General features: G+C 66.2%; 22 protein-coding genes and 1 tRNA gene. 12 read left to right on the top strand and 11 right to left on the bottom strand.

Annotated features, from left to right (window positions below; all coding sequences use genetic code 11):
* Positions 1 to 65: 65 nt before the first annotated feature.
* The 8 genes from AB4Z27_RS02505 (at position 66) to AB4Z27_RS02540 (ending at position 7352) form a co-directional block, all read left to right on the top strand.
* Positions 66 to 812, top strand: coding sequence for a GntR family transcriptional regulator (locus tag AB4Z27_RS02505; RefSeq protein ID WP_441591938.1), 747 nt, complete (start codon positions 66 to 68; stop codon positions 810 to 812).
* A gap of 171 nt (positions 813 to 983) precedes the next feature.
* Positions 984 to 2390, top strand: coding sequence for a nucleobase:cation symporter-2 family protein (locus tag AB4Z27_RS02510; RefSeq protein WP_092292311.1), 1407 nt, complete (start codon positions 984 to 986; stop codon positions 2388 to 2390).
* Positions 2391 to 2618: 228 nt separating this feature from the next.
* Positions 2619 to 3563, top strand: coding sequence for an allantoinase PuuE (gene puuE / locus AB4Z27_RS02515; protein ID WP_092292309.1), 945 nt, complete (start codon positions 2619 to 2621; stop codon positions 3561 to 3563).
* Positions 3560 to 4081, top strand: a complete 522-nt coding sequence (uraD, locus tag AB4Z27_RS02520; protein WP_441591936.1) for a 2-oxo-4-hydroxy-4-carboxy-5-ureidoimidazoline decarboxylase — start codon at positions 3560 to 3562, stop codon at positions 4079 to 4081. The genes puuE and uraD overlap by 4 nt, the downstream gene beginning before the upstream one ends.
* Before the next feature lie 145 nt (positions 4082 to 4226).
* Positions 4227 to 5342 carry a porin gene (locus AB4Z27_RS02525; protein ID WP_092292305.1) on the top strand — a complete coding sequence of 372 codons (1116 nt, stop codon included), beginning with the start codon at positions 4227 to 4229 and terminating at the stop codon, positions 5340 to 5342.
* A 236-nt stretch (positions 5343 to 5578) separates the two neighbouring features.
* On the top strand, positions 5579 to 6256 hold the full coding sequence (locus AB4Z27_RS02530) for a hypothetical protein (RefSeq protein WP_092292303.1): 678 nt from the start codon (positions 5579 to 5581) through the stop codon (positions 6254 to 6256).
* Positions 6257 to 6305: 49 nt separating this feature from the next.
* Complete coding sequence (locus AB4Z27_RS02535; protein ID WP_255370738.1) at positions 6306 to 6923, top strand: hypothetical protein; 618 nt, start codon at positions 6306 to 6308, stop codon at positions 6921 to 6923.
* 183 nt (positions 6924 to 7106) lie between these two features.
* A complete protein-coding gene (locus tag AB4Z27_RS02540) occupies positions 7107 to 7352 on the top strand; it encodes a hypothetical protein (RefSeq protein ID WP_092292299.1) in 246 nt (81 codons plus the stop codon).
* 130 nt (positions 7353 to 7482) lie between these two features.
* Here the strand turns inward: AB4Z27_RS02540 and AB4Z27_RS02545 are convergent, their stop codons facing one another.
* Complete coding sequence (locus tag AB4Z27_RS02545) at positions 7483 to 9804, bottom strand: NADP-dependent malic enzyme (protein ID WP_092292297.1); 2322 nt, start codon at positions 9802 to 9804, stop codon at positions 7483 to 7485.
* 183 nt (positions 9805 to 9987) lie between these two features.
* Positions 9988 to 10704 (bottom strand): DUF4136 domain-containing protein, encoded by a 717-nt coding sequence (locus AB4Z27_RS02550; protein ID WP_441643855.1) that lies wholly within the window; start codon positions 10702 to 10704, stop codon positions 9988 to 9990.
* 183 nt (positions 10705 to 10887) lie between these two features.
* Between AB4Z27_RS02550 and pepN the strand changes: the two genes are divergently transcribed.
* Entirely contained in the window at positions 10888 to 13599 is a 2712-nt protein-coding gene (gene pepN / locus AB4Z27_RS02555; protein ID WP_441591932.1) for an aminopeptidase N, read from the top strand.
* Between the two features lie 93 nt (positions 13600 to 13692).
* Positions 13693 to 14709, top strand: a complete 1017-nt coding sequence (locus AB4Z27_RS02560; protein ID WP_092292291.1) for a class 1 fructose-bisphosphatase — start codon at positions 13693 to 13695, stop codon at positions 14707 to 14709.
* Between the two features lie 67 nt (positions 14710 to 14776).
* Here the strand turns inward: AB4Z27_RS02560 and AB4Z27_RS02565 are convergent, their stop codons facing one another.
* The 6 genes from AB4Z27_RS02565 to AB4Z27_RS02590 all read right to left on the bottom strand — a co-directional run bounded on the left by AB4Z27_RS02565 (position 14777) and on the right by AB4Z27_RS02590 (position 20421).
* Positions 14777 to 15730 carry an aldose 1-epimerase gene (locus tag AB4Z27_RS02565; RefSeq protein WP_441643856.1) on the bottom strand — a complete coding sequence of 318 codons (954 nt, stop codon included), beginning with the start codon at positions 15728 to 15730 and terminating at the stop codon, positions 14777 to 14779.
* Entirely contained in the window at positions 15703 to 16986 is a 1284-nt protein-coding gene (locus tag AB4Z27_RS02570) for a TRAP transporter large permease (protein ID WP_092292289.1), read from the bottom strand. Before AB4Z27_RS02570 ends, AB4Z27_RS02565 begins: the two co-directional genes overlap by 28 nt.
* Positions 16977 to 17426 carry a TRAP transporter small permease gene (locus AB4Z27_RS02575; RefSeq protein ID WP_092293275.1) on the bottom strand — a complete coding sequence of 150 codons (450 nt, stop codon included), beginning with the start codon at positions 17424 to 17426 and terminating at the stop codon, positions 16977 to 16979. Before AB4Z27_RS02575 ends, AB4Z27_RS02570 begins: the two co-directional genes overlap by 10 nt.
* Positions 17427 to 17574: 148 nt before the next feature.
* Positions 17575 to 18543 (bottom strand): TRAP transporter substrate-binding protein, encoded by a 969-nt coding sequence (locus AB4Z27_RS02580; RefSeq protein WP_441643864.1) that lies wholly within the window; start codon positions 18541 to 18543, stop codon positions 17575 to 17577.
* 131 nt (positions 18544 to 18674) lie between these two features.
* Entirely contained in the window at positions 18675 to 19532 is an 858-nt protein-coding gene (locus AB4Z27_RS02585; RefSeq protein ID WP_441643865.1) for an SMP-30/gluconolactonase/LRE family protein, read from the bottom strand.
* A gap of 52 nt (positions 19533 to 19584) precedes the next feature.
* Positions 19585 to 20421 (bottom strand): NAD-dependent epimerase/dehydratase family protein, encoded by an 837-nt coding sequence (locus tag AB4Z27_RS02590; RefSeq protein WP_092292283.1) that lies wholly within the window; start codon positions 20419 to 20421, stop codon positions 19585 to 19587.
* Positions 20422 to 21101: 680 nt separating this feature from the next.
* Between AB4Z27_RS02590 and AB4Z27_RS02595 the strand changes: the two genes are divergently transcribed.
* Positions 21102 to 22169 (top strand): porin, encoded by a 1068-nt coding sequence (locus AB4Z27_RS02595; RefSeq protein WP_092292281.1) that lies wholly within the window; start codon positions 21102 to 21104, stop codon positions 22167 to 22169.
* Positions 22170 to 22348: 179 nt separating this feature from the next.
* Positions 22349 to 22424, top strand: a tRNA-Thr gene (locus tag AB4Z27_RS02600).
* Between the two features lie 101 nt (positions 22425 to 22525).
* Here the strand turns inward: AB4Z27_RS02600 and AB4Z27_RS02605 are convergent.
* The 3 genes from AB4Z27_RS02605 to AB4Z27_RS02615 all read right to left on the bottom strand — a co-directional run bounded on the left by AB4Z27_RS02605 (position 22526) and on the right by AB4Z27_RS02615 (position 23857).
* On the bottom strand, positions 22526 to 22816 hold the full coding sequence (locus AB4Z27_RS02605) for a HigA family addiction module antitoxin (RefSeq protein ID WP_092292279.1): 291 nt from the start codon (positions 22814 to 22816) through the stop codon (positions 22526 to 22528).
* A gap of 23 nt (positions 22817 to 22839) precedes the next feature.
* Positions 22840 to 23106, bottom strand: coding sequence for a type II toxin-antitoxin system RelE/ParE family toxin (locus tag AB4Z27_RS02610; protein ID WP_441643857.1), 267 nt, complete (start codon positions 23104 to 23106; stop codon positions 22840 to 22842).
* A gap of 295 nt (positions 23107 to 23401) precedes the next feature.
* The gene (locus AB4Z27_RS02615) at positions 23402 to 23857 is read right to left on the bottom strand and encodes a DNA-binding response regulator (RefSeq protein WP_441643858.1); all 456 of its coding nucleotides are present in this window, start codon (positions 23855 to 23857) and stop codon (positions 23402 to 23404) included.
* Positions 23858 to 23911: the final 54 nt, after the last annotated feature.

Below are 23911 nucleotides of genomic sequence, written 5' to 3' on the forward strand. Positions count from 1 at the left end.
TACCCACTCGCCAGGATCGTTGCGCCTCCCGATCATCCCCTCTGTCTCCCTTGCGAGTGCCCTGGATGTCCAAGAATCTCAAACTGATTGCCGCCGTGGCCGAAGCCCAGTCCACCCCCTCCGACAACAAGCCAGCCCGCAAGGGCTCCGTGGAGGAGCGCATGTACCACGAGATCTACGACGCGATCATGGAGCACCGGCTGCCGCCCCGCACCAAGCTGACCGAGCATTCGCTTTGCGAGATCTATGCCACCGCGCGCCACACCGTGCGCAAGGTGCTCTCCCGGCTGGCCGCGGACGGCATGGTCGACCTCGAACCGAACCGGGGCGCGTTCATCGCCAGCCCGTCCACCGACGAGGCGCACGACATGTTCGAGCTGCGCCAGATGCTCGAGCGCGCCGTGCTGGAGAAGCTCGCCAGCCTGCCCAACGTCCGCACCGTGATCGCCCCGCTGCGCAAGATGGTGGAGTCCGAACGGCAGGCCTTCCTGACGCATGAGCGCCCGCGCTGGATCCGGCTCTCGGCTGAATTCCACACCGCGCTGGCCGAGCTGTCCGGCAATGCCCTGCTGGTGACGATGATGCGCCGGCTGGTCTCGCGCACCACGCTGATGATCGCCAGCGTGGAGGCCCCCGGCCACAACGCGTGCTCGTTCGACGAACACGACGACATTCTCGACGCACTGGAACAGGGCGACGCCGCCCTCGCCCAGTCACGCATGGCGCACCACCTTGGCGCCTGCGCGGACCGCGTGCAGCCGGACGAACCCGGCAATTTCGATCTTCGCAGCGTGCTGGGCCGCTCCACCTAGCGCGATGTTCCCGCCGCCGGACAACAGCACACCCCTGTTGCCGATGCCAGGCCCACAAATCTCGACGCCCCCAACGCCCGCCAGAGGCACGGCGCGAGACCCTCATAACAACAAGAGGCCATGGACCCCGGCGCGCGTTCCCATCAAAACCAAAGGAGAGGAGACACACCCATGACTTCCGCAAGCACCACGGTCCCCACGGACCTCACCAACGAGCGGCTGCCCTCCGGGCGCCTGCTGGCGCTGGGCCTGCAACACGTGCTGGTGATGTACGCCGGCACCGTTGCCGTGCCCCTCATCGTCGGCGGGGCGCTCAAGCTGCCCAAGGACCAGCTGGCGTTCCTGATCAATGCCGACCTGTTCGCGGCCGGGCTCGCCACGCTGATCCAGGCCATCGGCTTCTGGAAGTTCGGTATCCGCATGCCCGTGATGATGGGCGTGACGTTTGCCTCGGTGGCGCCGATGATCGCCATCGGCAACGACCCCAACGTGGGCCTGCTCGGCATCTACGGCGCGGTGATCGCCTCCGGGGTGTTCGGCGTGCTGATTGCGCCGATGATGGGGCGCATGCTCGGGCTGTTTCCGCCCGTGGTGACCGGCACGGTGATCACGCTGATCGGGGTGTCGCTGATGCGGGTGGGCATCAACTGGGCCGGCGGCGGGCAGCCGACCACGCGCAGCGTGATCGACGGCGTGGTCAAGGACGTGCCCAACCTCGCCTACGGCGACCTCGGCAACCTGGCCATCGCCGGCCTGGTGCTGCTGGTGATCCTGCTGCTCTCGCGCTATGGCCGGGGGCTGATCGCCAACTGCGCGGTGCTGCTCGGCATCGTGATCGGCACGGTGGTGGCGGCCGCGTTCGGCAAGGTCTCGTTCGAGGGCCTGGGCGACGCCAGCTTCGTGGCCGTCATCACGCCGTTCCACTTTGGCATGCCGACGTTCGAGATCACGGCCATCCTGTCGATGTGCATCGTGATGCTGATCACGCTGGTGGAGTCCACCGGCATGTTCCTGGCCCTCTCCGACATCACCGGCCGCAAGCTGAGCCGCAACGACCTGACCGCCGGCCTGCGCGCCGACGGCCTGGGCACCGTGATCGGCGGCATCTTCAACACCTTCCCGTACACCTCGTTCTCGCAGAACGTAGGCCTGGTCACCGTGACCGGCGTGCGCTCGCGCTACGTGGCGGCGGCCGGCGGCGTGATCCTGATCGCGTTCGGCCTGTTCCCGAAGATGGCGCACATCGTGGCGTCGGTGCCCCAGTTCGTGCTCGGCGGCGCCGGCATCGTGATGTTCGGCATGGTGGCCGCATCGGGCATCCGCATCCTGGGTAGCTGCGACTTCACGCGCAACCGGCACAACCTGTTCATCGTGGCGATCTCCATCGGCTTCGGCATGATCCCGACGCTCTCGCCCACGCTGTTCCAGTACCTGCCCAAGTGGACCGATCCGTTCACGCACAGCGGCATCGTGCTGGGCACCATCGTCGCGGTCGTGCTGAACCTGTTCTTCAACGGCATGCAGTCCGCCGACGAGGCCATGCGCAACGCGGCGGCCAACTCCCACGGCACGGAGTGAGCCCGACAATCCTGATCCAACAATCGTATTCAACATTTTTGTCCGACAGTTCTTGACGGTATTTGGCACGCAACCATCGCTAAAACATGTCAACAACGCCGGACTCGCATGAGACGCCTCTGGCACGCGCTTTGCGTAAGTGAAGTCGCTTCAGCCAGGGGCGATGACAACAATCGAAACCTTCGCTCATGCGAGCAGCAGATTTCTCCTGAAGCAGACATATAAGAGATGACACACGATAACTATCCACGCGATCTCATCGGCTACGGCGCCCACCCGCCGCACGCCCGCTGGCCGGGCGGCGCGCGCATCGCGCTGCAGTTCGTGCTCAATTACGAGGAAGGCGGCGAGAACAACGTGCTGCACGGCGACGCCGGCTCCGAGCAGTTCCTGTCCGAGATCATCGGTGCCGCGGCCTATCCCGAGCGGCACATGAGCATGGAAGGCGTGTATGAGTACGGCTCGCGCGCCGGGGTCTGGCGCATCCTGCGCGAGTTCGAGCAGCGCAAGCTGCCGCTGACGATCTTCGGCGTGTCGATGGCGCTCCAGCGCCATCCTGAGCTGACGCGCGCGTTCGTCGAGCTGGGCCACGAGATCGCCTGCCACGGCTGGCGCTGGATTCACTACCAGAACATCGACGAAGCCACCGAGCGCGAGCACATGCGCATCGGGATGGAAATCATCAAGGAATTGACTGGCGAAATGCCGCTCGGCTGGTACACAGGCCGGGACAGCCCCAACACGCGCCGGCTGGTGGTCGAGCACGGCGGCCTGCTGTACGACGCCGACTACTACGGCGACGACCTGCCCTTCTGGACCGAGGTGGAAGTCACCGGCGGCAAGAAGAAGCCGCATCTGGTGGTGCCGTACACGCTCGACTCGAACGACATGCGCTTCGCCACGCCGCAGGGCTTCAACACGGGCGACCAGTTCTTCCAGTACCTGAAGGACGCGTTCGACGTGCTCTATACCGAGGGCGACCCCCAGGGCCAGGACCGTCCCAAGATGCTGTCGATCGGCATGCACTGCCGGCTGCTCGGCCGCCCGGGGCGCTTCCGCGCGCTGCAGCGCTTCCTCGACTACGTGCAAGCGCACGACAAGGTATGGATCTGCCGGCGCGTGGACATCGCCCGACACTGGATCGAGACCCATCCGCACGGGAGCCAGGCATGAGCACGACCTACACCCTCGCCCAACTCAACACGATGCCCGAGGTCGAATTCGTCGAAGTACTAGGCGGCATCTACGAGCATTCGCCCTGGTTCGCCGAGACGGCCGCACGGCAGCGCCCGTTCGCCGATGCCGCCGCGCTGGCCGCTGCGCTGCGCGGTGCCGTCGATGCCGCGGGCGAGGCCGCCCAACTCAAGCTGGTGCGCGCCCACCCGGAGCTGGCCGGCAAGGCCGCGGTGCGCGGCGAGCTGACTGCGGAATCCACGCGCGAGCAGGCCGGCGCGGGACTCGACCAATGCACGGCCGAGGAGTTCGAACGACTGCAGGCGCTCAACGCCGCCTACAACCAGAAATTCGGCTTCCCGTTCATCCTGGCCGTTCGCGGCTATGACCGCCACGGCATCATCGACGCTTTTGCAAGCCGCCTCGAAAACCCGCCCGAGGTGGAGTTGCAAAGTTGCATCAATCAGATTCATCGCATTGCGCAGTTCCGGCTGAACGACTTAGTATCCGCGACTTAGTCGCCGCGTCACCCATCGCGCGGCAACTGGAGAAGAGAGAGAGAAAGATAGGCAGCAACGTTCGGCACACCAGAGAGACCCAGAAGGGTTCCGGCACACACAAGAAACGTTCTGAGCAGGCATCACAACCACGGAGGTCTTTACCATGCAGAAGCAGTACAACTACAAGCCGGCGTCCAAGCCGGCGATCAAGCTGGCGGCCGTCGCCGCCATGCTCTTTTCCGGCGCGGCCATGGCCCAGTCCAGCGTCACGCTGTACGGCCAGGCCGACATGTTCGTCGGTGGCGTCAAGAGCCCGGGCAACGGCGACCGGGCCTTTGTGGCCAATTCGGGCGGCATGCAGACGTCGTACTGGGGGATCAAGGGTGTCGAGGACCTGGGCATGGGTACCAAGGCCATCTTCGACCTGAACGGCTTCTTCCGCACCGACACCGGTTCGATGGGCCGCTTCAACGGCGACTCGATGTTCAGCCGCAATGCCTACGTCGGCCTGCAGAACAACACCTACGGCTCGGTCAAGCTCGGCCGCAACACCACGCCGTACTTCGTCTCGACGATCCTGTTCAACCCGCTCGTCGACTCGTATGTGTTCTCGCCGCAGATCTTCCACACGTACTTCACGGTCAACAACGGCCGGCTGTACGATCCGGGCATCATCGGCGATTCGGGCTGGAACAACTCGATCGTCTACTCCACGCCGACGTTCGGCGGCCTGACCGCCAACTTCATCTACAGCCTGGGTGAGTCGGCCGGCAACAACAGCAAGAACAAGTTCGGCGCCAACCTGACGTACTTCGCCGGCAACTTCGCCGCGACGGTGGCCTACCAGCAGGTCAAGTTCGACAGCACGCCGGGCGACCTGACCGGCTCCACCGGCAGCCCCAACAGCCCGTACATCCAGGGCTTCGACAAGCAGAACGCCGTGCAGGTCGGCCTGTCGTACGACTTCAAGGTCGTGAAGGTGTTCGCGCAGGGCCAGTACATCAAGAGCGACGTCAACGCCAACGTCAACGGCGACATCAAGCACATGGACGGCCAGGCCGGCGTCTCGGTGCCGGTGGGCGCGGGTAACGTGCTGGCGTCGTACGGCTACGTGAAGACGCTGAACGAAGTGGCCAGCTTCAAGCGCAACACGTTCGCGGTGGCCTACGACTACAACCTGTCGAAGCGCACCGACGTGTACGCAGCGTATTTCTACGACAAGATCACCGGCCTCGAGCACGGCGATACCTTTGGCGTGGGCATGCGCCACAAGTTCTGATCCGGGTCACCGGTCAGTAAGAGGCCGTTTCGGCGGCGATGCCGTCCAGCCAGGTGCTGGACGGCATTTTTTTTGGGCCGCACACGGACGGTGCATCATGATGCACGCCCCATCGCGTCCTCATTCCGGCTACCAGCGGCGATTGGCGCGATCGGGCCTTTCGGCCAAGCGAATCCTTGCAAAAATCCGCCTATAAATAGGTCAGGCTGGCGGCACTTTGCGAGGAACGACGCCTCATGAATCCGAATCAGATCGCCATCGAGAACGCAGCGGAAACACGCGAGCCCGTGCTCGATGTCGTCGATCGCGTGTCAGAGATGTTGTTTGGACTGTTCATGGCCCTGACGTTTGTGGGCGCCGTCTCCACTTCGGTCGGTCCAGACGCAGGGCACCTGATGCTACGCGCGGCCTTGGGCTGCAACCTTGCCTGGGGGCTCGTCGACGCGGTCATGTTCCTCGTGCGGACGCTGGCCAACCGCGGCCAGCGGATCAAGCTGGCGCTGGCGGTGCAGCACGCCGCCGATCCCGCGGAAGCCGTGCGGATCATCCGCGACACGCTGCCGCCGGTGATGAGGACGCTGGTCGACGACGCCGAACTCGAAGCCATCCGCACCCGGCTGGCCGGCGCGACCACCCTGCCGTCGCGCCCCGCCCTCGACGCCGCCGACTGGCTTGGCGCGGTGCGCATTTTCTTCATCGTCGTGCTGTCGACGTTCCCGGTGGCACTGCCATTCGTTCTGATCGACCACGTGCCGCTTGCGCTGCTGATCTCACGCGCGCTCTCGATGATCATGCTGTTCGTGGGTGGCATGGCGCTCGGGCACTATGCAGGCTTTGGCGCCATACGCGCTGGCATCGGCATGCTGGCGTTGGGTCTGGCGCTGACCATGGCGGTCATCGCACTGGGTGGCTGACATGGGCCCCCGATGCCGGGCGATAGTCGGCGGCGTCGGCGGCGTCGGCATGGCAATGGCAATCGCCATGGCCTGCCAGGACGCGCATGCCGAAGCGGGGGAAAACGAGAAGGAAGCCGGCGGCCCGGAGAAAAGCCTCGCCGCCACGGCCTACTGGAACATACCGCGTCATGGCGAGCAGTATGTGACCGGCATCGTCGGCGCGAATGTTGGCGCGCTGCGTCTGGAGACGCGGGTCAACTACGAGGCGCGACGCGCAATGTCGGCCTTCGTCGGGTGGACGTTCGCCGGCGGCGAAGCCCTCACCTACTCCGCTACGCCGATCGTGGGCTGGGTCGGCGGCGACGTCCGAGGCCCGATCGGCGGCCTGGAGGCCAGTCTTGCCTGGCGGAAGTTCGATTACTACATCGAGATCGAATACGTGCATGACCAGCGCGAGCGCGAATCGAGCTACGTCTACGCGTGGAGCGAACTCGCCTATCGGCCGGCGGACTGGCTCCGGCTCGGCCTGGCGGTGCAGCGGACGCGCGCCTATCAGTCGGATCGCGACATTCAACGCGGTCCGTTTGCGCAGGTGACGTTCAAGCGGGTCACCGCGGGCGTGTACTGGTTCAATCCTGCTTCGTCGGCGCAGGTGGTGGTGGTGTCGATGGGGATCGCGTTCTAGCGCAGCGGATGGCCAGGACGGCGGCGATTGCTGCGCTGCGGGATAGATGCCAGGATCGGAAGCCGGCGCTCCATAGGCGGATTCAATTGGCGACTGCCCCGCCCGCTGCATAGATTAATTGTCCGGACTGTGGGCCGGACCACGAACCAGCGCGAATCCCGCGGCGAACCAAAGAGGTGACTCATGAGGCGCTATGCGAAGACCCGGTCGGAATTGATGGCTATCCTGAGCCAGTGCCTGGACAACAACCCTGAATGCGGCGAGGCGGAACTTCACGCGATGCGCGTGCACCAGCCGGACCATACGGGTTGCAACTGGAGCGCTGAGGTTGATTTTCGCGAGGATACCTTCGACGACCTGTCCCATCGCATGGCAGCGGCACGCTCGATCATCGTGGTAATGCGGGAGCAGTACAACGTGCTGCAATAGTGCAATCGCCCCGCCGACGCGCTGGCAACCCCGGCAGACGCTGCCAGCGCACCGACATGAAAAAACCGGGCCTGAGTTTCCTCAGGCCCGGTTTTTCTTTGGTACCGGCGGTTTCGGCAGGTAGCGCGGCTTAGCGCACCGCGCTCGACTCCGCGACGGCCACGGCCGTCATGTTGATGATACGCCGCGTGGTGGCCTGCGGGTTCAGGATGTGCACCGGCTTGGCCGCGCCCAGCAGGATCGGGCCCACCGTCACGCCCTGTCCGCCCGTGATCTTGAGCAGGTTGAAGGCGATGTTGGCGGCATCCAGCGTCGGCATGACCAGCAGGTTGGCGCTGCCGGCCAGCTTGGTGTTCGGCAGGAAGTGACGGCGCACGTCCTCGACCAGGGCGGCATCACCCTGCATCTCGCCTTCCACTTCCAGTTGCGGCGCCACCTTGGCCAGGATCGCGGCGGCGTCGCGCATCTTGCGTGCCGACGGGCGGTTCGACGAGCCGAACATCGAGTGCGACATCATCGCCACCTTCGGGTGCAGGCCGAAACGCTGGATTTCCTCGGCGGCCAGTTGCGTGATGGCGGCCAGTTCCTCGGCGCTCGGGTCGTCGTTCACGAACGTGTCGGTGATGAACAGCGTGTACTTCTCGAGCATCAGCGCGTTCATCGCGGCGAACACCTTGGCGCCCGGCGCCAGGCCGATCACGTCGCGCACGTGCTCCAGGTGGGCTTCGAAGCGGCCCACGGTGCCGCACAGCAGTGCATCGGCATCGCCCATATGCATCAGCATGGTGCCGATCAGCGTGTTCGAGCGGCGCAGCGCCACCTTGGCCATGTCCGGCGTCACGCCATCGCGGCCGCGCAGCGTGTGGTAGGCCTCGTGATAGGCGCGGTAGCGCGGATCATCCTCGGGGTTGATCAGCTCGAAGTCCACGCCCGGGCGCAGGCGCAGGCCGGCCTTCTCGATGCGCATCTGGATCACGTGCGGACGGCCGATCAGGATCGGCTTGGCCAGGCCCTCGTCCACCACGCCCTGCACGGCGCGCAGCACGCGCTCTTCCTCGCCCTCGGCGTAGGCCACGCGCTTCGGCGCAGCCTTGGCGGCCGAGAACACCGGCTTCATGATCAGGCCGGTGTGGTAGACGTAGTGCGTCAGTTGCTGGCGATAGGCTTCCAGGTCCTGGATCGGACGCGTGGCCACGCCCGATTCCTCGGCGGCCTTCGCCACGGCCGGCGCGATCTTCTCGATCAGGCGCTGGTCGAACGGCGTCGGGATGATGTAGTCCGGGCCGAACTTCAGCTCACGGCCACCGTAGGCGGCGGCCACGGCGTCGTTCAGCTCGGCTTCGGCCAGCTCGGCAATCGCCTTTACGCAGGCCAGCTTCATTTCCTCGGTGATCTTCGTCGCGCCGCAGTCCAGCGCGCCACGGAAGATGTACGGGAAGCACAGCACGTTGTTGACCTGGTTCGGATAGTCCGACCGGCCCGTCGCGATAATGCAGTCCGGGCGCGCGGCCTTGGCCACTTCCGGGCGGATTTCCGGTTCCGGGTTCGCCAGCGCCAGGATGATGGGCTTGTTGGCCATGGTCTTGACCATCTCGCCGGTCAGCACGCCGGCGGTGGAGCAGCCCAGGAACACATCGGCGTTGTTGACGATGTCGGCCAGCGTGCGGTTGGACGTGTCCTGCGCGTAGCGGGCCTTGTTGACTTCCATGTTGGCGTCGCGGCCCACATAGATCACGCCCTTCGAGTCCACCACGGAGATGTTCTCGCGCTTCAGGCCCAGGCTCACCATGGTGTCCAGGCAGGCGATGGCAGCGGCGCCGGCGCCCGACACGGCCACCTTCACGCTGCCGATTTCCTTGCCCACCACCTTCAGGCCGTTCAGCAGCGCCGCGGCCGAGATGATGGCCGTACCGTGCTGGTCGTCGTGGAAGACGGGGATGTTCATGCGCTCGCGCAGCTTCTTCTCGATATAGAAGCACTCGGGCGCCTTGATGTCCTCGAGGTTCACACCGCCGAGCGTGGGCTCCAGCGCGGCGACGATCTCGACGATCTTGTCCGGGTCGCGGGCATCGAGTTCGATGTCGAACACGTCGATGCCGGCGAACTTCTTGAACAGGCAGCCCTTGCCTTCCATCACCGGCTTGCCGGCCAGCGGGCCGATGTCGCCCAGGCCCAGCACGGCGGTACCGTTGGTGATCACGGCCACGAGGTTGGCGCGCGAGGTGTACTCGGCGGCCATCGACGGATCCTTGGCGATCTCCTCGCAGGCGTAGGCCACGCCCGGCGAGTAGGCCAGCGACAGGTCGCGCTGGTTGGACAGCGCCTTGGTGGCGGTTACCTGGATCTTGCCCTTGGTCGGGCTGCGGTGATATTCCAGCGCGGCGAGACGCAACTGCGCTTCAGGGCTATTGGGGGCATGTTGCGGTGCATCACCGCTTGTCTTGCTGCTCATTTGCTCGTACCGGAAAAAATCGAGGAGCCATTCTAGCCCAGCCATTTCGCGGCTGGTTGCGCTTTGCCGCGTGCTGGCGGGGGTTTTTGCGCGATTCACGCGCAAAACTCCTTTTACCGCACGGTAGGCAATCGCCTTGTCTTATGGATGAACCAGCGCGCGTCCCATGCGCCGCGCCGGGGATTACTTCTTGTCCTTGTCGACTTCCAGCGTCACGCGCCGGGGCCGGCCGCTCTCGGACGGGAATTCGGTCAGCGCGCTGCGGATCATGTACGGCATCACGCCCGCCAGGCTGCCGCCCTCGGTGGTGTTGCGCGCCGTGATCTGGTACACGCGCTTGCCGCTCGCGGCGTCCTTGAAGAAGATGCGCAGGCTGGAGAACGTCACCGGCACGTCGCGCACCACGGTCTGCGGCGGCCAGTAGCCCGGATAACCCGGCCCCCATCCCCACGGGCCATAGGGCCGGTAGTAGCCGCCGTACGGCCCCCAGTACGGTCCCCACGGGCCGTACCAAGGATCGGAATAGTAGGTTTCGGCCACGCGCACCATGCCGGGCACGGCGCCGTAGTCCATGCTGACGAGGTAGCGCGCCTGCGCCGGCGGCTTCTGCTCGAAGCCCACGCCGGCCAGCGCGTCGGCCAGCCACGCCTGGTAGGTCTCATATTCGAGCTGGGAGTCCTGCGCGGAGAACTGCTGGGCCTGCGGCTGCTGGGCGGCGGGTTGCCCGGCCTGCCCTGCCGGCGCCGGCATCGGCGCACGCTCGAAGGCGTAGGTGCGCGGCGCGTCGTTTTGCCACCCGGCCTGCCGGAAGGCGGTGACCTCGGTGGTCACCGTGCTGGCGCAGCCAGCCAAACCCAATACCCCCAGCGCTCCAAGCGCCACCACGGCCCGTCGACCCATCCCTGCCACGGCATTCCACATCGCGATACCTCGTTCTTGTTCGTTCGTCCTACCAGACTTCAGACACGGGCGCTCTCCCGGAATTCCCCGCCGCCCTTGGCTACAATGGGGACTTCCGCGGAACCTCCGCACCGCCACCCGCCGTGGCGCCCGCCCCCGGTCACTCCGAAGACAGGATTCCCCATGCTGCGCACCGATACGCCCGTTACCGTCTATCGCAAGGACTATACTCCGCCCGCCTTCGCCATCGACCACGTCGACCTGGTGCTGGAGCTGGACCCGCAACGCACCGTCGTCGCCAGCACGCTGACCTTCCAGCGCGCGCCCGGCGCGGCCGGCGACGCCCCGCTGGTCATGGTCGGCGAAGCGCTGGAACTGCTCGGCGTGACCCTCGACGGCCAGCCGTTCGCCAGCACGAAGGAAGACGCCGGCACGCTCACGCTGACCGGCCTGCCGGCGCAAGGCACGCTCGTCATTACCACTGCCTGCAATCCGGCGGCGAACACCACGCTGTCCGGCCTCTACGTCTCCAACGGCAACTTCTTCACCCAGTGCGAAGCCGAAGGCTTCCGCCGCATCACCTATTTCCTCGATCGCCCCGACGTGATGGCGACCTACCGCGTCACGCTGCGCGCCGACCGCGCCGCCAGTCCGGTGCTGCTCTCCAACGGCAACCTGCTGTCCGAGCGCGCCTTGCCCGATGGCCGGCACGAGGCCGTCTGGGAAGACCCGTTCCGCAAGCCGTCCTACCTGTTCGCGCTGGTGGCCGGCAAGCTGGCCTGCATCGAGGAACGCATCACCTCCGCATCGGGCAAGGAAAAGCTGCTGCAGGTCTGGGTGGAGCCGCAGGACCTCGACAAGACCCGCCACGCCATGGACTCCCTGATCCATGCCATCCGCTGGGACGAGCGCCGCTTCGGCCTGGAACTCGATCTCGACCGCTTCATGATCGTCGCCGTGAGCGACTTCAACATGGGCGCGATGGAGAACAAGGGCCTGAACATCTTCAATACGAAGTACGTGCTCGCCAATGCGCAGACGGCCACGGACGTGGACTTCGCCAATATCGAGTCGGTGGTGGGGCACGAGTACTTCCACAACTGGACCGGCAACCGCGTGACCTGCCGCGACTGGTTCCAGCTCTCGCTCAAGGAAGGGTTGACGGTGTTCCGCGACCAGGAGTTCTCGGCGGACATGATGGGCTCCGAATCCGGCCGCGCGGTGAAGCGGATCGAGGACGTCCGCGTGCTGCGCCAGGTGCAGTTCCCCGAGGATGCCGGCCCGATGGCCCACCCGGTGCGCCCGGACAGCTACGAGGAAATCAACAACTTCTACACCGTCACGGTCTACGAGAAAGGCGCCGAAGTCGTGCGGATGTACCAGACCCTGCTGGGCCGCGACGGCTTCCGCAAGGGCATGGACCTGTACTTCCAGCGCCATGACGGCCAGGCCGTGGCCTGCGACGACTTCCGCGCCGCCATGGCCGACGCCAACGGTCGCGACCTGACCCAGTTCGGGCTCTGGTACAGCCAGGCCGGCACGCCGGTGGTCAGCGTGAAGACCGCGTGGGACGGCGCCGCCGGCACGCTGGCGCTGACGCTGACCCAGCGCTGCCCCAAGGTCGGCATCGAGACCCGCGCGGGCACGCCCGAGAAGCAGCCGTTCCACGTCCCGTTCGCGGTGGGCCTGATCGGGGCCGATGGCGCCGACCTGCCGCTGCACCTCGAAGGCGAGTCCGCCGGGGAAGCCACCCCGCGTGGCACCACCCGCGTGCTCGACTTCACGCAGGCCGAGCAGACCTTCCGCTTCACCGGGCTGCCGCGCGGCGACAAGGCGCCCCTGCCCTCGCTGCTGCGCGACTTCTCGGCGCCGGTCATCGTCGACTATGAATATTCCGATGCCGAACTGACCTTCCTGCTGGCCCACGACAGCGACGCCTTCAACCGCTGGGAAGCCGGCCAGCGCCTGGCCACGCGCGCGCTGCTGAAACTGGTGGGCGAGGTGCAGGCCGGCCGCGAACTGAAGCTCGATCCGGCGCTGGTGGCCGCCTTCCGCGCTGTGCTGACGGACGGCTCGCTGAGCCCGGCGTTCCGCGAGCAGGCGCTGATGCTGCCCGCCGAAGCCTATCTGGCCGAGCGGATGGGCGTGGCCGACCCGGCCGCGATCCACCATGCCCGCCTGTTCATGCGCGAAGGCCTGGCCAGCGCGCTGCAACGCGAGTGGCTGGCCGCATATGAAGCCAACGCCACTCCGGGGCCGTACAGCCCCGATGCGGACGCGATGGCCCGCCGCGCGCTGCGCAACCTCGCGCTTGGCTATCTGGCCGACAGCGGCGACGCCGCCATGCAGGCGCTGGCCGACACCCACTACCAGCAGGCCGACAACATGACCGACCGCGCCGCGGCGCTCTCGGCGCTGGTCAACAGCTTCGCGCCGGGCCGCGAGCACGCGCTGGCGGACTTCTACCAGCGCTTCGAGCAGGATGCGCTGGTCATCGACAAATGGTTCTCGCTCCAGGGCATGCAGCGTGGCGACGTGGGCCCGCACGCCGGCAAGCGCACCATCGACACCGTGCGCGCGCTGATGGACCATCCCGCCTTCAACCTGCGCAACCCGAATCGGGCGCGCTCGCTGATCTTCAGCTTCTGCTCGGGTAACCCGGCGCAGTTCCATGCCGAGGACGGCTCCGGCTACGAATTCTGGGCCGATCAGGTGCTGGCGCTGGACGCCATCAACCCGCAGGTGGCCGCCCGGCTGGCGCGGGTGATGGATCGCTGGCAGAAATACGCGCTGCCGCTGCGGGACCGCATGCGCGCCGCGCTGGAGCGCGTGGCGGCGTGCCAGACGCTCTCGCGCGACGTGCGGGAGATCGTCGGCAAGTCGCTGGCTGCCTGACCCCGGGGGTGAGGACGGAGCGGCAACCATTCGTAAAACTGCCATGTCCGTAGCGGCAGACATGTAGAATTGCGGCCATCGAAGGAGAACCACATGACACGCATCAGCCTCACCCGCTATCTGGTCGAGGAGCAGCGCAAGCACAACACGATCCAGCCGGAGCTCCGGCTGCTGATCGAGGTGGTGGCGCGCGCCTGCAAGGCCATTTCCAACGCCGTGAGCAAGGGCGCCCTCGCGGGCGTGCTCGGCTCGGCCGGCACCGGCAACGTGCAGGGCGAGACCCAGCAGAAGCTGGACGTCATCGCCAATGAAGTGCTGCTCGACGCCAACGAGTGGGGCGGCCACCTGGCGGCGATGGCCTCGGAGGAAATGGACTCGTTCTACGAGATCCCGAACCGCTATCCGAAGGGTGAGTACCTGCTGCTGTTCGATCCGCTCGACGGCTCGTCGAATATCGACGTGAACGTGTCGATCGGCACGATCTTCTCGGTACTGCACATGCCCAAGCCGGGCCAGACCGTGACCGAGCAGGACTTCCTGCAGCCAGGCACGCATCAGGTGGCGGCCGGCTATGCCGTGTACGGCCCGCAGACGACGCTGGTGCTGACGGTCGGCAACGGCGTGCACATGTTCACGCTGGACCGCGAGGCTGGCAGCTTCGTGCTGACCCAGTCGGACGTGCAGATTCCCGAAGACACCAAGGAATTTGCGATCAATATGTCGAACATGCGTCACTGGGCCCCGCCCGTGCGCGAGTACATCGACGAATGCCTGGCCGGCGAGGAAGGCCCGCGCGGCAAGAACTTCAATATGCGCTGGGTGGCGTCGATGGTGGCCGATGTGCACCGCATCCTGACCCGCGGCGGCGTGTTCCTCTATCCGTGGGACAAGCGCGAGCCGGAGAAGCCGGGCAAGCTGCGTCTGATGTACGAGGCCAACCCGATGGCGTTCCTGGTCGAACAGGCCGGCGGCGCGGCCACGAACGGCCACGACCGCATCCTGGACGTGCAGCCGACGCAGCTGCACCAGCGCGTGTCGGTGGTGCTCGGCTCGAAGAACGAGGTGGACCGCATCACGCGCGCCCACCGGGAAGCCGAAGGCAAGGCGTAAGCCAGTCCCTCTCTATATATAGGGGGATGCAGGACAAGACAGGGCGCTCCGGCGCCCTGTTTGCATATCAGCGCGGCACCTCGATGAGCCACTGCATGCGGAACGTGACCGACTCCCCGGGCGCCAGCGCGCGCAGGCCGGTGCCCTCCCAGCCCCGGGCGCACAGGTTGACGGCGTCAGCCACGTGCGAGACCGGCTCCAGGCAGACGAAGTCGCACCCGCCGGGCGCATGGAGGATCAGATGCTCGAGCGGCTCGGCGGCGCGCAGGGTCAGCGTGGCGCCGTCCGCGCGTCGCAGTGTGGCCTGGCGCTTCCAGCCGCTGTAGTAGACGGAGAGATCCGCATCGGGCAGATGACGCTCGCGCAGGAAGGCCTCGCGCCGCCCGATGGCCGCACGGCCCGTGGCCACCCCGCCGCCGTCCGCCGGCCAGACGTGGGCCGCATCGAACTGGATACGCAGACCGGGCGGCCGGGCGAAGAACGGATGGAAGCCGCCGCCCACCGGCATCGGCGTATCCCCCACGTTTCGGATGTCGAGCGCGGCGGCGAGGCCCGCCTCGTCCAGCACCAGCGACTGCCGCGCCAGCACGGCCCAGGGCCAGTCGGTGCCGGGCGGATGCTGGAGCGCCAGCGTGATCGCATTTTCCTGAGATTCCACCACCTGCCACGGCCGGACGTGCCCGAAGCCATGCATCGCGTGCGGCTGGCCCGGATGCGGCGGCAACTGGACCTCGCGCCCCTGCCAGCGGAAGCGGCCATCGCGGATGCGGTTCGAATACGGCAGCAGCGGATAGCTGCCGGCCTTGGGCCAGGCGCGGGCCTCGAAGCCCTCGCGCAGCGCCTCGGCCGGCATGGGTGCGAGCCAGTCGATGGCGGTGCCATCGGCGCGCATGGTGGTCAGCGCGGCCATGCGGCCACCGGCGGCGGGCGCCACGGTCAGGACGTGGGCGCCCGCGCGCACGGTGTGCAGTGCGCCGGGGGTCAGCCAGCCGCTCACTTCAGCAGCAGGTCCGGCAGCCACATCGAGAACGCCGGCACGTAGGTGACCATCAGCAGGGCCGCCAGCAGCGCCCCGTAGAACGGCCAGATCGTCTTCATCACCTGCCCCACCGACACCCCGCCGATGGCGCAGCCGACGAACTGCGTCGTGCCAACCGGCGGCGTGTTCAGCCCCAGCGCGCAGTTGATCAGCATCATCATGCCGAACTGCACCGGACCCATGCCGAAGTGCTGGCAGATGGGCAGGAAGATCGGCGTGCAGATCAGGATGGTCGCGGCCATGTCCAGGAAGGTGCCGAGGATGAACAGCATCACGTTCACCATCAGGAAGATCATCCACGGACTGGTGGACAGCGAACTCAGGAACTGCCCGGTCAGCTCGGCCACGCCATAGAGGCTGATCAGGTAGCCGAAGGTGCCGGAAATGCCGATGAGCAGCAGCACCACGCCGGTGGTCTTGACCGCCTTGGCCGCGGCCTTGACGAACTGCTCGCGCGTCAGCGAGCGGTAGACCAGCACAGTCAGCGCCAGCGCGTAGAGCACCGCCACCGCCGCCGACTCCGTCGCCGTGAACACGCCCGACAGGATGCCCACCAGGATCAGCACCACCACGAACAGCCCGGGCAGCGCCGCCGCCAGCGAGTGGCCGACGATGTCCCAGCCCGGGAACTTGCCCGCCGGATAGCCCCGGCTGCGCGCCACGAAGTAGGCGGCGGCCAGGTTGCAGATCGTCAGGATCAGCGCCGGCAGCACGCCGGCCAGGATCAGCGCGGCAATCGACACCTTCCCGCCCGCCGCCAGCGTGTAGATGATCATGTTGTGGCTGGTCGGCATCAGCGCGCCGACCAGCGCCGCGTGCGTGGTCACGTTGACCGCGTAGTCGGCGTGGTAGCCCTCGCGCTTCATCATCGGGATCATCACCGCGCCCATGGCCGACACATCGGCCACCGGCGAGCCGGAGACGCCCCCGAACAGCGTGCACGCCAGCACGTTCGACATGCCCAGCCCGCCGCGCACATGGCCGGCCATCGACTTGGCGAAGTTGACGATGCGGTCCGCGATGCCGCCGTACAGCATCAGCTCGCCGGCGAAGATGAAGAACGGGATGGCCAGGAACGAGAACGCGTTCATGCCCGAGGTCATCTGCTGGAACACCACGGCCAGCGGCAGGCCCTCGTACAGGATGGTGATGACCGCCGACAGGCCGATCGAGAACGCCACCGGCACGCCAAGGACCAGCAGGCCGAAGAAGCTGATGGAGAGAATGATCAGTGCCATGCCGGCTCCACTTCCGTGCCTTTCAGCACCGCAATGATGTGTTCGATCGAAAACAGCACGATCAGCGCGCCGGCGATCACCGGCGGCAGATAGCGCCAGCCCTCGGAGATGCCGAGGGTGGGCAGCTTGTAGTCCGCCACGGACAGCGCCAGCAGCGCGCAGTTGTAGGCCATGACCGCGCCGAAGGTGCCGACCAGCACGTGGATCAGCAGCTCGATCTTGGTACGGATGCGTTCGGGCAGCAGCACCAGCAGGGACTCCAGGCCGATGTGGCCGGCGTCGCGCACGCCCACGGCCGTACCGAGCATCGTCACGTAGAGCACGAGCAGCATGGCGATGGTTTCGGCCCAGGTGGGCGTGTCGTTCAGCACGTAGCGGCCGAACACCTGCGTAAGCACGGCAAGGACCAGCAGCACGAGCCCGGTCACGCCCAGCGCCATGCAGGCGCGGGCCAGCGTGGCGCAGAAGCGGGTGTAGAAGTTGACGCCGGCGGGGCCAGCGGGGCTGGTGACAGGCGCCGGAGCGGGCCCCGGCGTGCCGTCCACCGGCGTGGCCGGGGTAGGGGAAGACGAAAGCATGATGGGGCCCTTACTTCGTATCCTGCGCGCGGCGCACGAGGTCCTTCATCTGGGCGCTGGTGATGAAGCGGTCATAGACGGGCTTCATCGCGGTCTGGAACGAGGTCTTGTCGACGCTGATGATCTGCACGCCGGCGGCCTCCACCATCTTGCGCGACTTCAGCTCGCGCTCGTCCCACAGCTTGCGCATGTACGGCACCGAGTCCTTGGCGGCCTGGCGGACCATCGCCTGGTCATCCTTGGACATGCGGTCCCACATCACCTTCGAGAACAGCAGCATTTCGGGCGCCATCGAGTGCTCGGTCAGCGAGTAGTACTTGGCCACCTCGAACTGGCGCGAGCTTTCGTAGCTGGGCCAGTTGTTCTCGGCGCCATCGACCAGGCCGGTCTTCAGCGCGGTGTAGACCTCGCCCCACGGCATCGGCGTGGCGTTGGCGTGCATCGCCTCCAACAGCGAGACCCAGAGGTCCGACTGCTGCACGCGGATCTTCATGCCCTTGGCATCGGCCAGCGTGCGGATCGGGCGCTTGGTGGTGTACATCGAGCGCGAGCCGCTGTCATACCAGGCCAGGCCGATAAAGCCGTTCTTCTCGCACGACTTCAGGATGTCGTCGCCGATCGGGCCGTCCAGCACGTGGCGCATGTGGTCGGTAGAGCGGAACAGGAACGGCATCGTCGGGACGATGGTCGCCTCGCAGATGTTGTTCATGGCCGCCGAGTTCACGCGGACCATCGAGAGCGCGCCGATCTTGGTCTGCTCGATCGCATCCTTCTCGCTGCCAAGCGAACCCTGCGCGAACACCTTGACCGTCAGCCGGCCATTGGAACGCTGCTTGAGCAACTCGCCCATGTGGCGCACGGCCTGCACGGTCGGGTAGTCCTCGGGGTGGATGTCAGCCGAGCGCATGTCCGCGGCCTGCGCGGCCATCGGCATCGCCACGGTGGCCAAGGTGGCAGCAGCGGCGGCCATGGCGGCCATCAGGGCGCCCAGGCGGGCGCGCGGGAGTTGGGTAGAAAACATGAAGTGCCTCCGGATTTGTAGTTTTTCGATCAAGACTTCAAGACTTGGGGCTTGCGGGCAAGCAATGCGGTGATACGGCAATACGGGTGTCAGGCGCGCAGCGTGGGCTCCTCGAGGCCGCGCACGCCCGGTTGCAGCGCGAACACCGCGCCCGAGAGCGGATCGGTGTCATCGGTGCGGATCGACGTGACATAGAGGGTGTCCAGCCCGGCGCCGCCGAACGCGCACATCGCCGGCTTGGCCACGGGCACCGCCAGCGACTGGTCCAGCCGGCCATCGGGCGTGAAACGGTGGACCTGCCCGGCGTCGTTGCCGCAGATCCAGTAGCCGCCCTCGGCATCCACGGCGGCGCCGTCGGGGCGGCCCGGGTAGCGGTTCATGTCGATGAACAGGCGCGGGTTGGTCGGCGTGCCGGTGTCGGTGTCGTAGTCGTACGCCCACACGGCCTGCCGCGCGGGGTGCGAATCGGACAGATACATGGTGCGGCCATCGGGGCTGAAGGCGAGCCCGTTGGGGGTGATCAATTCGTCACGCATGACGTCCAGTGCGCCGGTGGCGGGGTCATGGCGATAGAGCTTGCCGTCGGGCGCGGCCAGCGACATGTCCATGACCATCGTGCCGGCCCAGAAGCGGCCTTGGCGGTCACAGCGGCCATCGTTGAAACGCATGCCGGCGCGCGCATGGTCGACCGTGGCCACGCGTTGCAGCGACGGTGTGGCCTGCCCCGGCACCAGCCGGGCCACACGGAACAGCCCGGTCTCCATCGCCAGCAGCCAGCCGCCGTCCGGCGTCATCGCCATGCAGCCGGCCATCTCGGGCAGGCTCCAGTGGTCGGTCTGCCCGCTGGCCGGGTCGTATCGCCACAGCGTGCGGCCGGGAATATCGGTCCAGTACAGCGCGGCCTCGGCGGCGTGCCAGACGGGGCTTTCGCCCACGCCGCAGCGCATGTTGCCGATGCGTTCGATCGGGGTGACTTGCGAAACTTGGTCGCTCACGGCGTCAGTCCCCGAACGGGCCGGCCTTGACGAAGGCGCCGCCCTGGTACCAGCCCGCCGAATCATCCGCCGGCAGCGGCGGCACCGATTCCACCTTGGCCCGGAACTGCTCCGACGACTCCACCGGCCGGAAACCGAGCCGCGCCGCCTTGCTGTTGTCCCACCAGCTATCGCGGTTGGCCGAGGCGCCGTAGACGATCGTGAAGCCCACTTCCGGCACGAAGACCGCGCGCTTGATCAGCTGCTCCAGATCGTCGTAGCCGAGCCAGGTGACCAGCATGCGGCGGTCCTTCGCCTCCGGGAACGACGAGCCGATGCGCAGCGCCACGGTCTCGATGCCGTAGCGGTCGAAATAGAAGCTGCCCAGCTGCTCGCCGAACGCCTTGCTCACGCCGTAATAGCCGTCCGGGCGCGGCGGCGAATCGGCGTCGAGCACCTCGCCCTGCTTGTAGAAGCCAATCACGTGATTGGAGCTGGCGAACACGATGCGCCGCACGCCATGGCGCCGCGCCGCCTCGTAGAGGTGGTAGGTGCCCTGGATATTGGCCGGCAGGATCTCCTCGAACGGACGCTCCACCGACACGCCACCCAGATGGACGATGGCATCGACGCCCGCCACCAGCGCGTGGACGGCCTTGGGATCAGACAAATCGCAGGGCACGACTTCTTCCTGCGCGCCTGCCGGGCCGAGGTCGGCGATATCGGAGATACGCACCACATCGGCATAGCGCTTCAGGCGGTCACGCAGGACCTTGCCGAGGTTGCCGGCCGCGCCGGTCAGCAGGATGCGATGGCAACGGGTGACGACACCGTCGAGCGGATCTTTGGGGGCGAGGGACATAGGTTCGGGATGCGCTGGCGTGGCCCCGCCAAGGGCCTCGCGGGATATGTGGATAGGTTGATTGATCTGTCGTCATACAACGTGACTGGAATCTAATCGTCCGTCAACCTGCGGTCAAGGCGGTGCAACGTCAGTGAATTCCCTAGAAGTTTTAGTTTGCAGACAACTGAAACGGATTGGCGCGTATTGGGGTTTAGGATGATTTTGGTGCTTTGAAAACGGTGTCTTTTGACAGGGGCCGGCGAGACCCATCGACCGGAGATCGGCCATCCATATGGGTTGGCTCAAATCCATCGGCAGCGTCCAGGCTTTCGTGCATCGTCCCTGCATCGACGACGGCATCTCGACGGAGATGCCGAAATGTCTGCCATCCGACCATCCTCCCGCAAAACTGACAGGCGGCTCTAGTGTTGCGCGCTGACTAATGTCTCGTCCTATGTCTTGCGATGTTATTTTTCTGTAAGGTACGATGTCATAGGACATCTGACGACTTGGGTTGCCTTTCCCAACCCCGGAAATCAGCGGTCCCGGCGCCCCGGATAGCCAGTCCGGGGCTGCCTTCACGCCACGCCGGTGCAGGTCAACGCCTGAGCCAAGGACGTCGCAGAAGTCCACAAAGAAACAGGCACCGGCCATTCCGCAACAACAACCGATAACGAGCCAGGATGGAGACGCAAACCATGAAGCGAGCCCTCGCGCCCTTCTTCACTACCGCAGCACTCGGCGCCGCCGCACTGGGCGCCACGGCGCCCGCCCACGCGCAATCCAATGTCACGCTGTACGGCATTGTCGATACCACGATCCGCTACACCTCGAACGAATCCGCCGCCGGCAACGGCAAGGTCCAGATGACCGACGGCGTGCTTACCGGCAGCCGCTGGGGCATGTACGGCCTGGAAGACCTGGGCCGCGGCTACCAGGCGCTGTTCGTGCTCGAATCGGGCTTCTCGCCCGACGCCGGCCAGAGCCTGCAAGGCAACCGCCTGTTCGGCCGCAAGGCATACGTCGGCCTGCAGGGCGACTTCGGCACGGTCACGTTGGGCCGCCAGTTCACCGTGATCCACGAAGTCATCGCCAGCTACGACGCGATGGCGCTGGCCAACCTCGCCATCGTCGGCTTCCAGGGCGGCAACTACACCGGCGGCGTGCGCCAGGACAACATGATCAAGTACTCGGGCCGGTTCGGCGGGTTCTCGATCGCGGCGCAGCACGCCTTCGGCGAGGTGGCGGGCAGCTTCTCGAATTCGTCCTCCACGGGCGCCAGCGTGAGCTACGCCTCGGGCCCGTTCATGGTCGGCGGCGGCTACCAGATCATGCGCGACACGGCGGCGTACTACGGCGTGGCCGTACCCGTAAGCGACCAGAAGGTCTGGACGCTCGGCGGCACCTACAAGGTCGGCCCGGCCACGGTCTACCTCGGCTACACCAACAGCAACGTCGACAACGCCGGCTACAAGAACCAAGCCGGCTACCTGGGCCTGCAATACGCGTTCACCAACGCGTGGTCCGTGATCGCGACCGGCACCTACGACCACCTGAAGCACGGCGACGACTCCGGCAACCGCTTCACCGGCGCCCTGATGCTCGACTACGCGTTCAGCAAGCGCACGGACGTGTACCTCGAAGCCGACTACACGAACCTGACCGACGCCTGGCGCACGCTGGGCGGCCAGTCCACCTTCCAGACCCCCTTCTACGGCCACGGCAGCCGGGTTGGCGTGATGGCGGGCCTGCGCCACAAGTTCTGATGTGACGCCTGTGGCGCGCCGCCGGCTTTCCGTGTTGTTCCGGCGGCGTTGCCACAGCAAGAATCGCGCAAAAAATCTGCACAGGGGTCTTGCCAAACCCAAAACTCACCGCTAAGATTGCGGGCTCAGTTCGATTGTTTCGCAAGCAACGCAAGGCGCTGCAAACACTCAACGGTGTTGCCGAAGTAGCTCAGTCGGTAGAGCAGCTCATTCGTAATGAGAAGGTCGGGGGTTCGATTCCTCTCTTCGGCACCAACAGCATTACCGGCGACGCCAGTTTTTCCGCGTCGCCTTCAAAAACCCGCACCGCGCAAGCGCTGCGGGTTTTTTCATGGGCGGCGCACTTGGGGCGAAGCTCAGGTCGCGGGCTGGAGCGAGCGCACGCGCAGCTCGCTGCGGTACTGGTCCACCTGCCACAGGTCGTACGCGGCCTGATGCGCGAGCCAAGACTCGGCGCTCTTGCCGAACGCCAGTTCAAGCCGAACCGCCATCTCCGGCGTGATGCCAGCCCGGCCATTCACGATCTCGGAAACCGTCTTCCGCGAAACATCGAGCGCCGCGGCGGTATCGGTAATCGTCAGCCGCAGCGGCTCGAGCCAAAGCTCCGCAAGCAACTCGCCCGGATGCGGTGGATTGTGCATGCGCATGGCGCCCCTCTCACTAGTGATAGTCAATGTAGTTGACGATGTGCGCGTCCCCGTTCTCGAACCGGAAGGTCACCCGCCAGTTCGCCTGCACCGTCGGCCCAAAGCTCCGCGCGGTCGCCCTTGAGCGCGTGCAGTCGCAAGCCGGGCGCATCCATATCGCGCGCCGAGGCTGCCCCGTCCAGCAGCGCCAGGATCAGCCGCAACCGCTTGGCGTGCATCGCGGGAATCGCCGCCGTGCTGCCTGTGGTGAAGAAGCGTTCGAGACCCTTGTGCGCAAATGAGCGAATCATGGTGAGACGGCAATCGTCGGCGGAGAGTGTAACCCCTAGGGTTACGTAACGCAAAGATTCCTCTCAATCGCCACGTTCGCGACCCGCCAAAAAGAAAAGCCAACCCGCTAGCAGGTTGGCTTTTCTGATTCCAGTGCCTCGTGATCCGGTTCCGCGTAACGCCTTCGCAGTGTGCTGGACCGCGTCTTCATTCGCTGCCCGGAACTAGCTGTCGCGGATCCTGCGGCACCCCAGGACACGCTTCCAGCTTAGTCCAGATTTCCCGCCATGGTGAGCGTGGTTCAGCGGGCGTCGTTCAGCATGCTCGGCGCGCCGCCGGGACGACGATGGCGTGGGGTGGATGCAGCGGCTGCCAGGCTTCCGAGCGGGGTGCCGGCTGGGGCATGGCGCCCGTGTCGCCCAGCAGGTGCCGGATGCTTGCCTCCAGCCGTTCGATCGAGGCCGATTTCGGCGCGTGCGCCATCACCCCGCAGACCTGTAGCGATGACGGCACGTGCAGCCAGATGTTGTCGGAGAGCAGCAGGATGCGCGCCTGCGGCATCCTGCGATGCAGCCGGCGCAGCAGCGCCCAATTGTCGGTGGACTCGCTCGACATGCCGTACACCACCAGCACCCGCTCGTCGGCCACCGCCAGCGTCCCCACGGCCTCCGGGTCGATGCTGAGGACGGGACCGATGTCCGGCAGGTGCTCCAGCATCCGCAGGATGCCGACCCGCACCAGCGGCTGGCTGTCGATGATGATCGCGCGCATGGCTGTCTCCCCGTTGGTCTTGCCGGGGAGCCATCCGCAAGGGCCATGCCAAAG

It is taken from the genome of Cupriavidus sp. KB_39, assembly GCF_052114485.1.
Lineage (GTDB): Bacteria > Pseudomonadota > Gammaproteobacteria > Burkholderiales > Burkholderiaceae > Cupriavidus.

Excerpts from the sequence above, each read along its gene's own strand:
- AB4Z27_RS02505 (WP_441591938.1), top strand. The coding sequence starts at position 66 with ATGTCCAAGAATCTCAAACTGATTGCCGCCGTGGCCGAAGCCCAGTCC.
- AB4Z27_RS02595 (WP_092292281.1), top strand. The coding sequence starts at position 21,102 with ATGAAGCGAGCCCTCGCGCCCTTCTTCACTACCGCAGCACTCGGCGCC.
- AB4Z27_RS02605 (WP_092292279.1), bottom strand. The coding sequence starts at position 22,816 with ATGCGCATGCACAATCCACCGCATCCGGGCGAGTTGCTTGCGGAGCTT.
- AB4Z27_RS02525 (WP_092292305.1), top strand. The coding sequence starts at position 4,227 with ATGCAGAAGCAGTACAACTACAAGCCGGCGTCCAAGCCGGCGATCAAG.
- AB4Z27_RS02580 (WP_441643864.1), bottom strand. The coding sequence starts at position 18,543 with ATGGCCGCCATGGCCGCCGCTGCTGCCACCTTGGCCACCGTGGCGATG.
- AB4Z27_RS02545 (WP_092292297.1), bottom strand. The coding sequence starts at position 9,804 with ATGAGCAGCAAGACAAGCGGTGATGCACCGCAACATGCCCCCAATAGC.
- AB4Z27_RS02585 (WP_441643865.1), bottom strand. The coding sequence starts at position 19,532 with ATGCGCTGCGGCGTGGGCGAAAGCCCCGTCTGGCACGCCGCCGAGGCC.
- AB4Z27_RS02615 (WP_441643858.1), bottom strand. The coding sequence starts at position 23,857 with ATGCGCGCGATCATCATCGACAGCCAGCCGCTGGTGCGGGTCGGCATC.
- AB4Z27_RS02540 (WP_092292299.1), top strand. The coding sequence starts at position 7,107 with ATGAGGCGCTATGCGAAGACCCGGTCGGAATTGATGGCTATCCTGAGC.
- pepN (WP_441591932.1), top strand. The coding sequence starts at position 10,888 with ATGCTGCGCACCGATACGCCCGTTACCGTCTATCGCAAGGACTATACT.
- AB4Z27_RS02590 (WP_092292283.1), bottom strand. The coding sequence starts at position 20,421 with ATGTCCCTCGCCCCCAAAGATCCGCTCGACGGTGTCGTCACCCGTTGC.
- AB4Z27_RS02610 (WP_441643857.1), bottom strand. The coding sequence starts at position 23,106 with ATGATTCGCTCATTTGCGCACAAGGGTCTCGAACGCTTCTTCACCACA.
- AB4Z27_RS02510 (WP_092292311.1), top strand. The coding sequence starts at position 984 with ATGACTTCCGCAAGCACCACGGTCCCCACGGACCTCACCAACGAGCGG.
- uraD (WP_441591936.1), top strand. The coding sequence starts at position 3,560 with ATGAGCACGACCTACACCCTCGCCCAACTCAACACGATGCCCGAGGTC.
- AB4Z27_RS02575 (WP_092293275.1), bottom strand. The coding sequence starts at position 17,426 with ATGGCGCTGGGCGTGACCGGGCTCGTGCTGCTGGTCCTTGCCGTGCTT.
- AB4Z27_RS02570 (WP_092292289.1), bottom strand. The coding sequence starts at position 16,986 with ATGGCACTGATCATTCTCTCCATCAGCTTCTTCGGCCTGCTGGTCCTT.
- AB4Z27_RS02535 (WP_255370738.1), top strand. The coding sequence starts at position 6,306 with ATGGCAATGGCAATCGCCATGGCCTGCCAGGACGCGCATGCCGAAGCG.
- puuE (WP_092292309.1), top strand. The coding sequence starts at position 2,619 with ATGACACACGATAACTATCCACGCGATCTCATCGGCTACGGCGCCCAC.
- AB4Z27_RS02530 (WP_092292303.1), top strand. The coding sequence starts at position 5,579 with ATGAATCCGAATCAGATCGCCATCGAGAACGCAGCGGAAACACGCGAG.
- AB4Z27_RS02560 (WP_092292291.1), top strand. The coding sequence starts at position 13,693 with ATGACACGCATCAGCCTCACCCGCTATCTGGTCGAGGAGCAGCGCAAG.
- AB4Z27_RS02550 (WP_441643855.1), bottom strand. The coding sequence starts at position 10,704 with ATGGGTCGACGGGCCGTGGTGGCGCTTGGAGCGCTGGGGGTATTGGGT.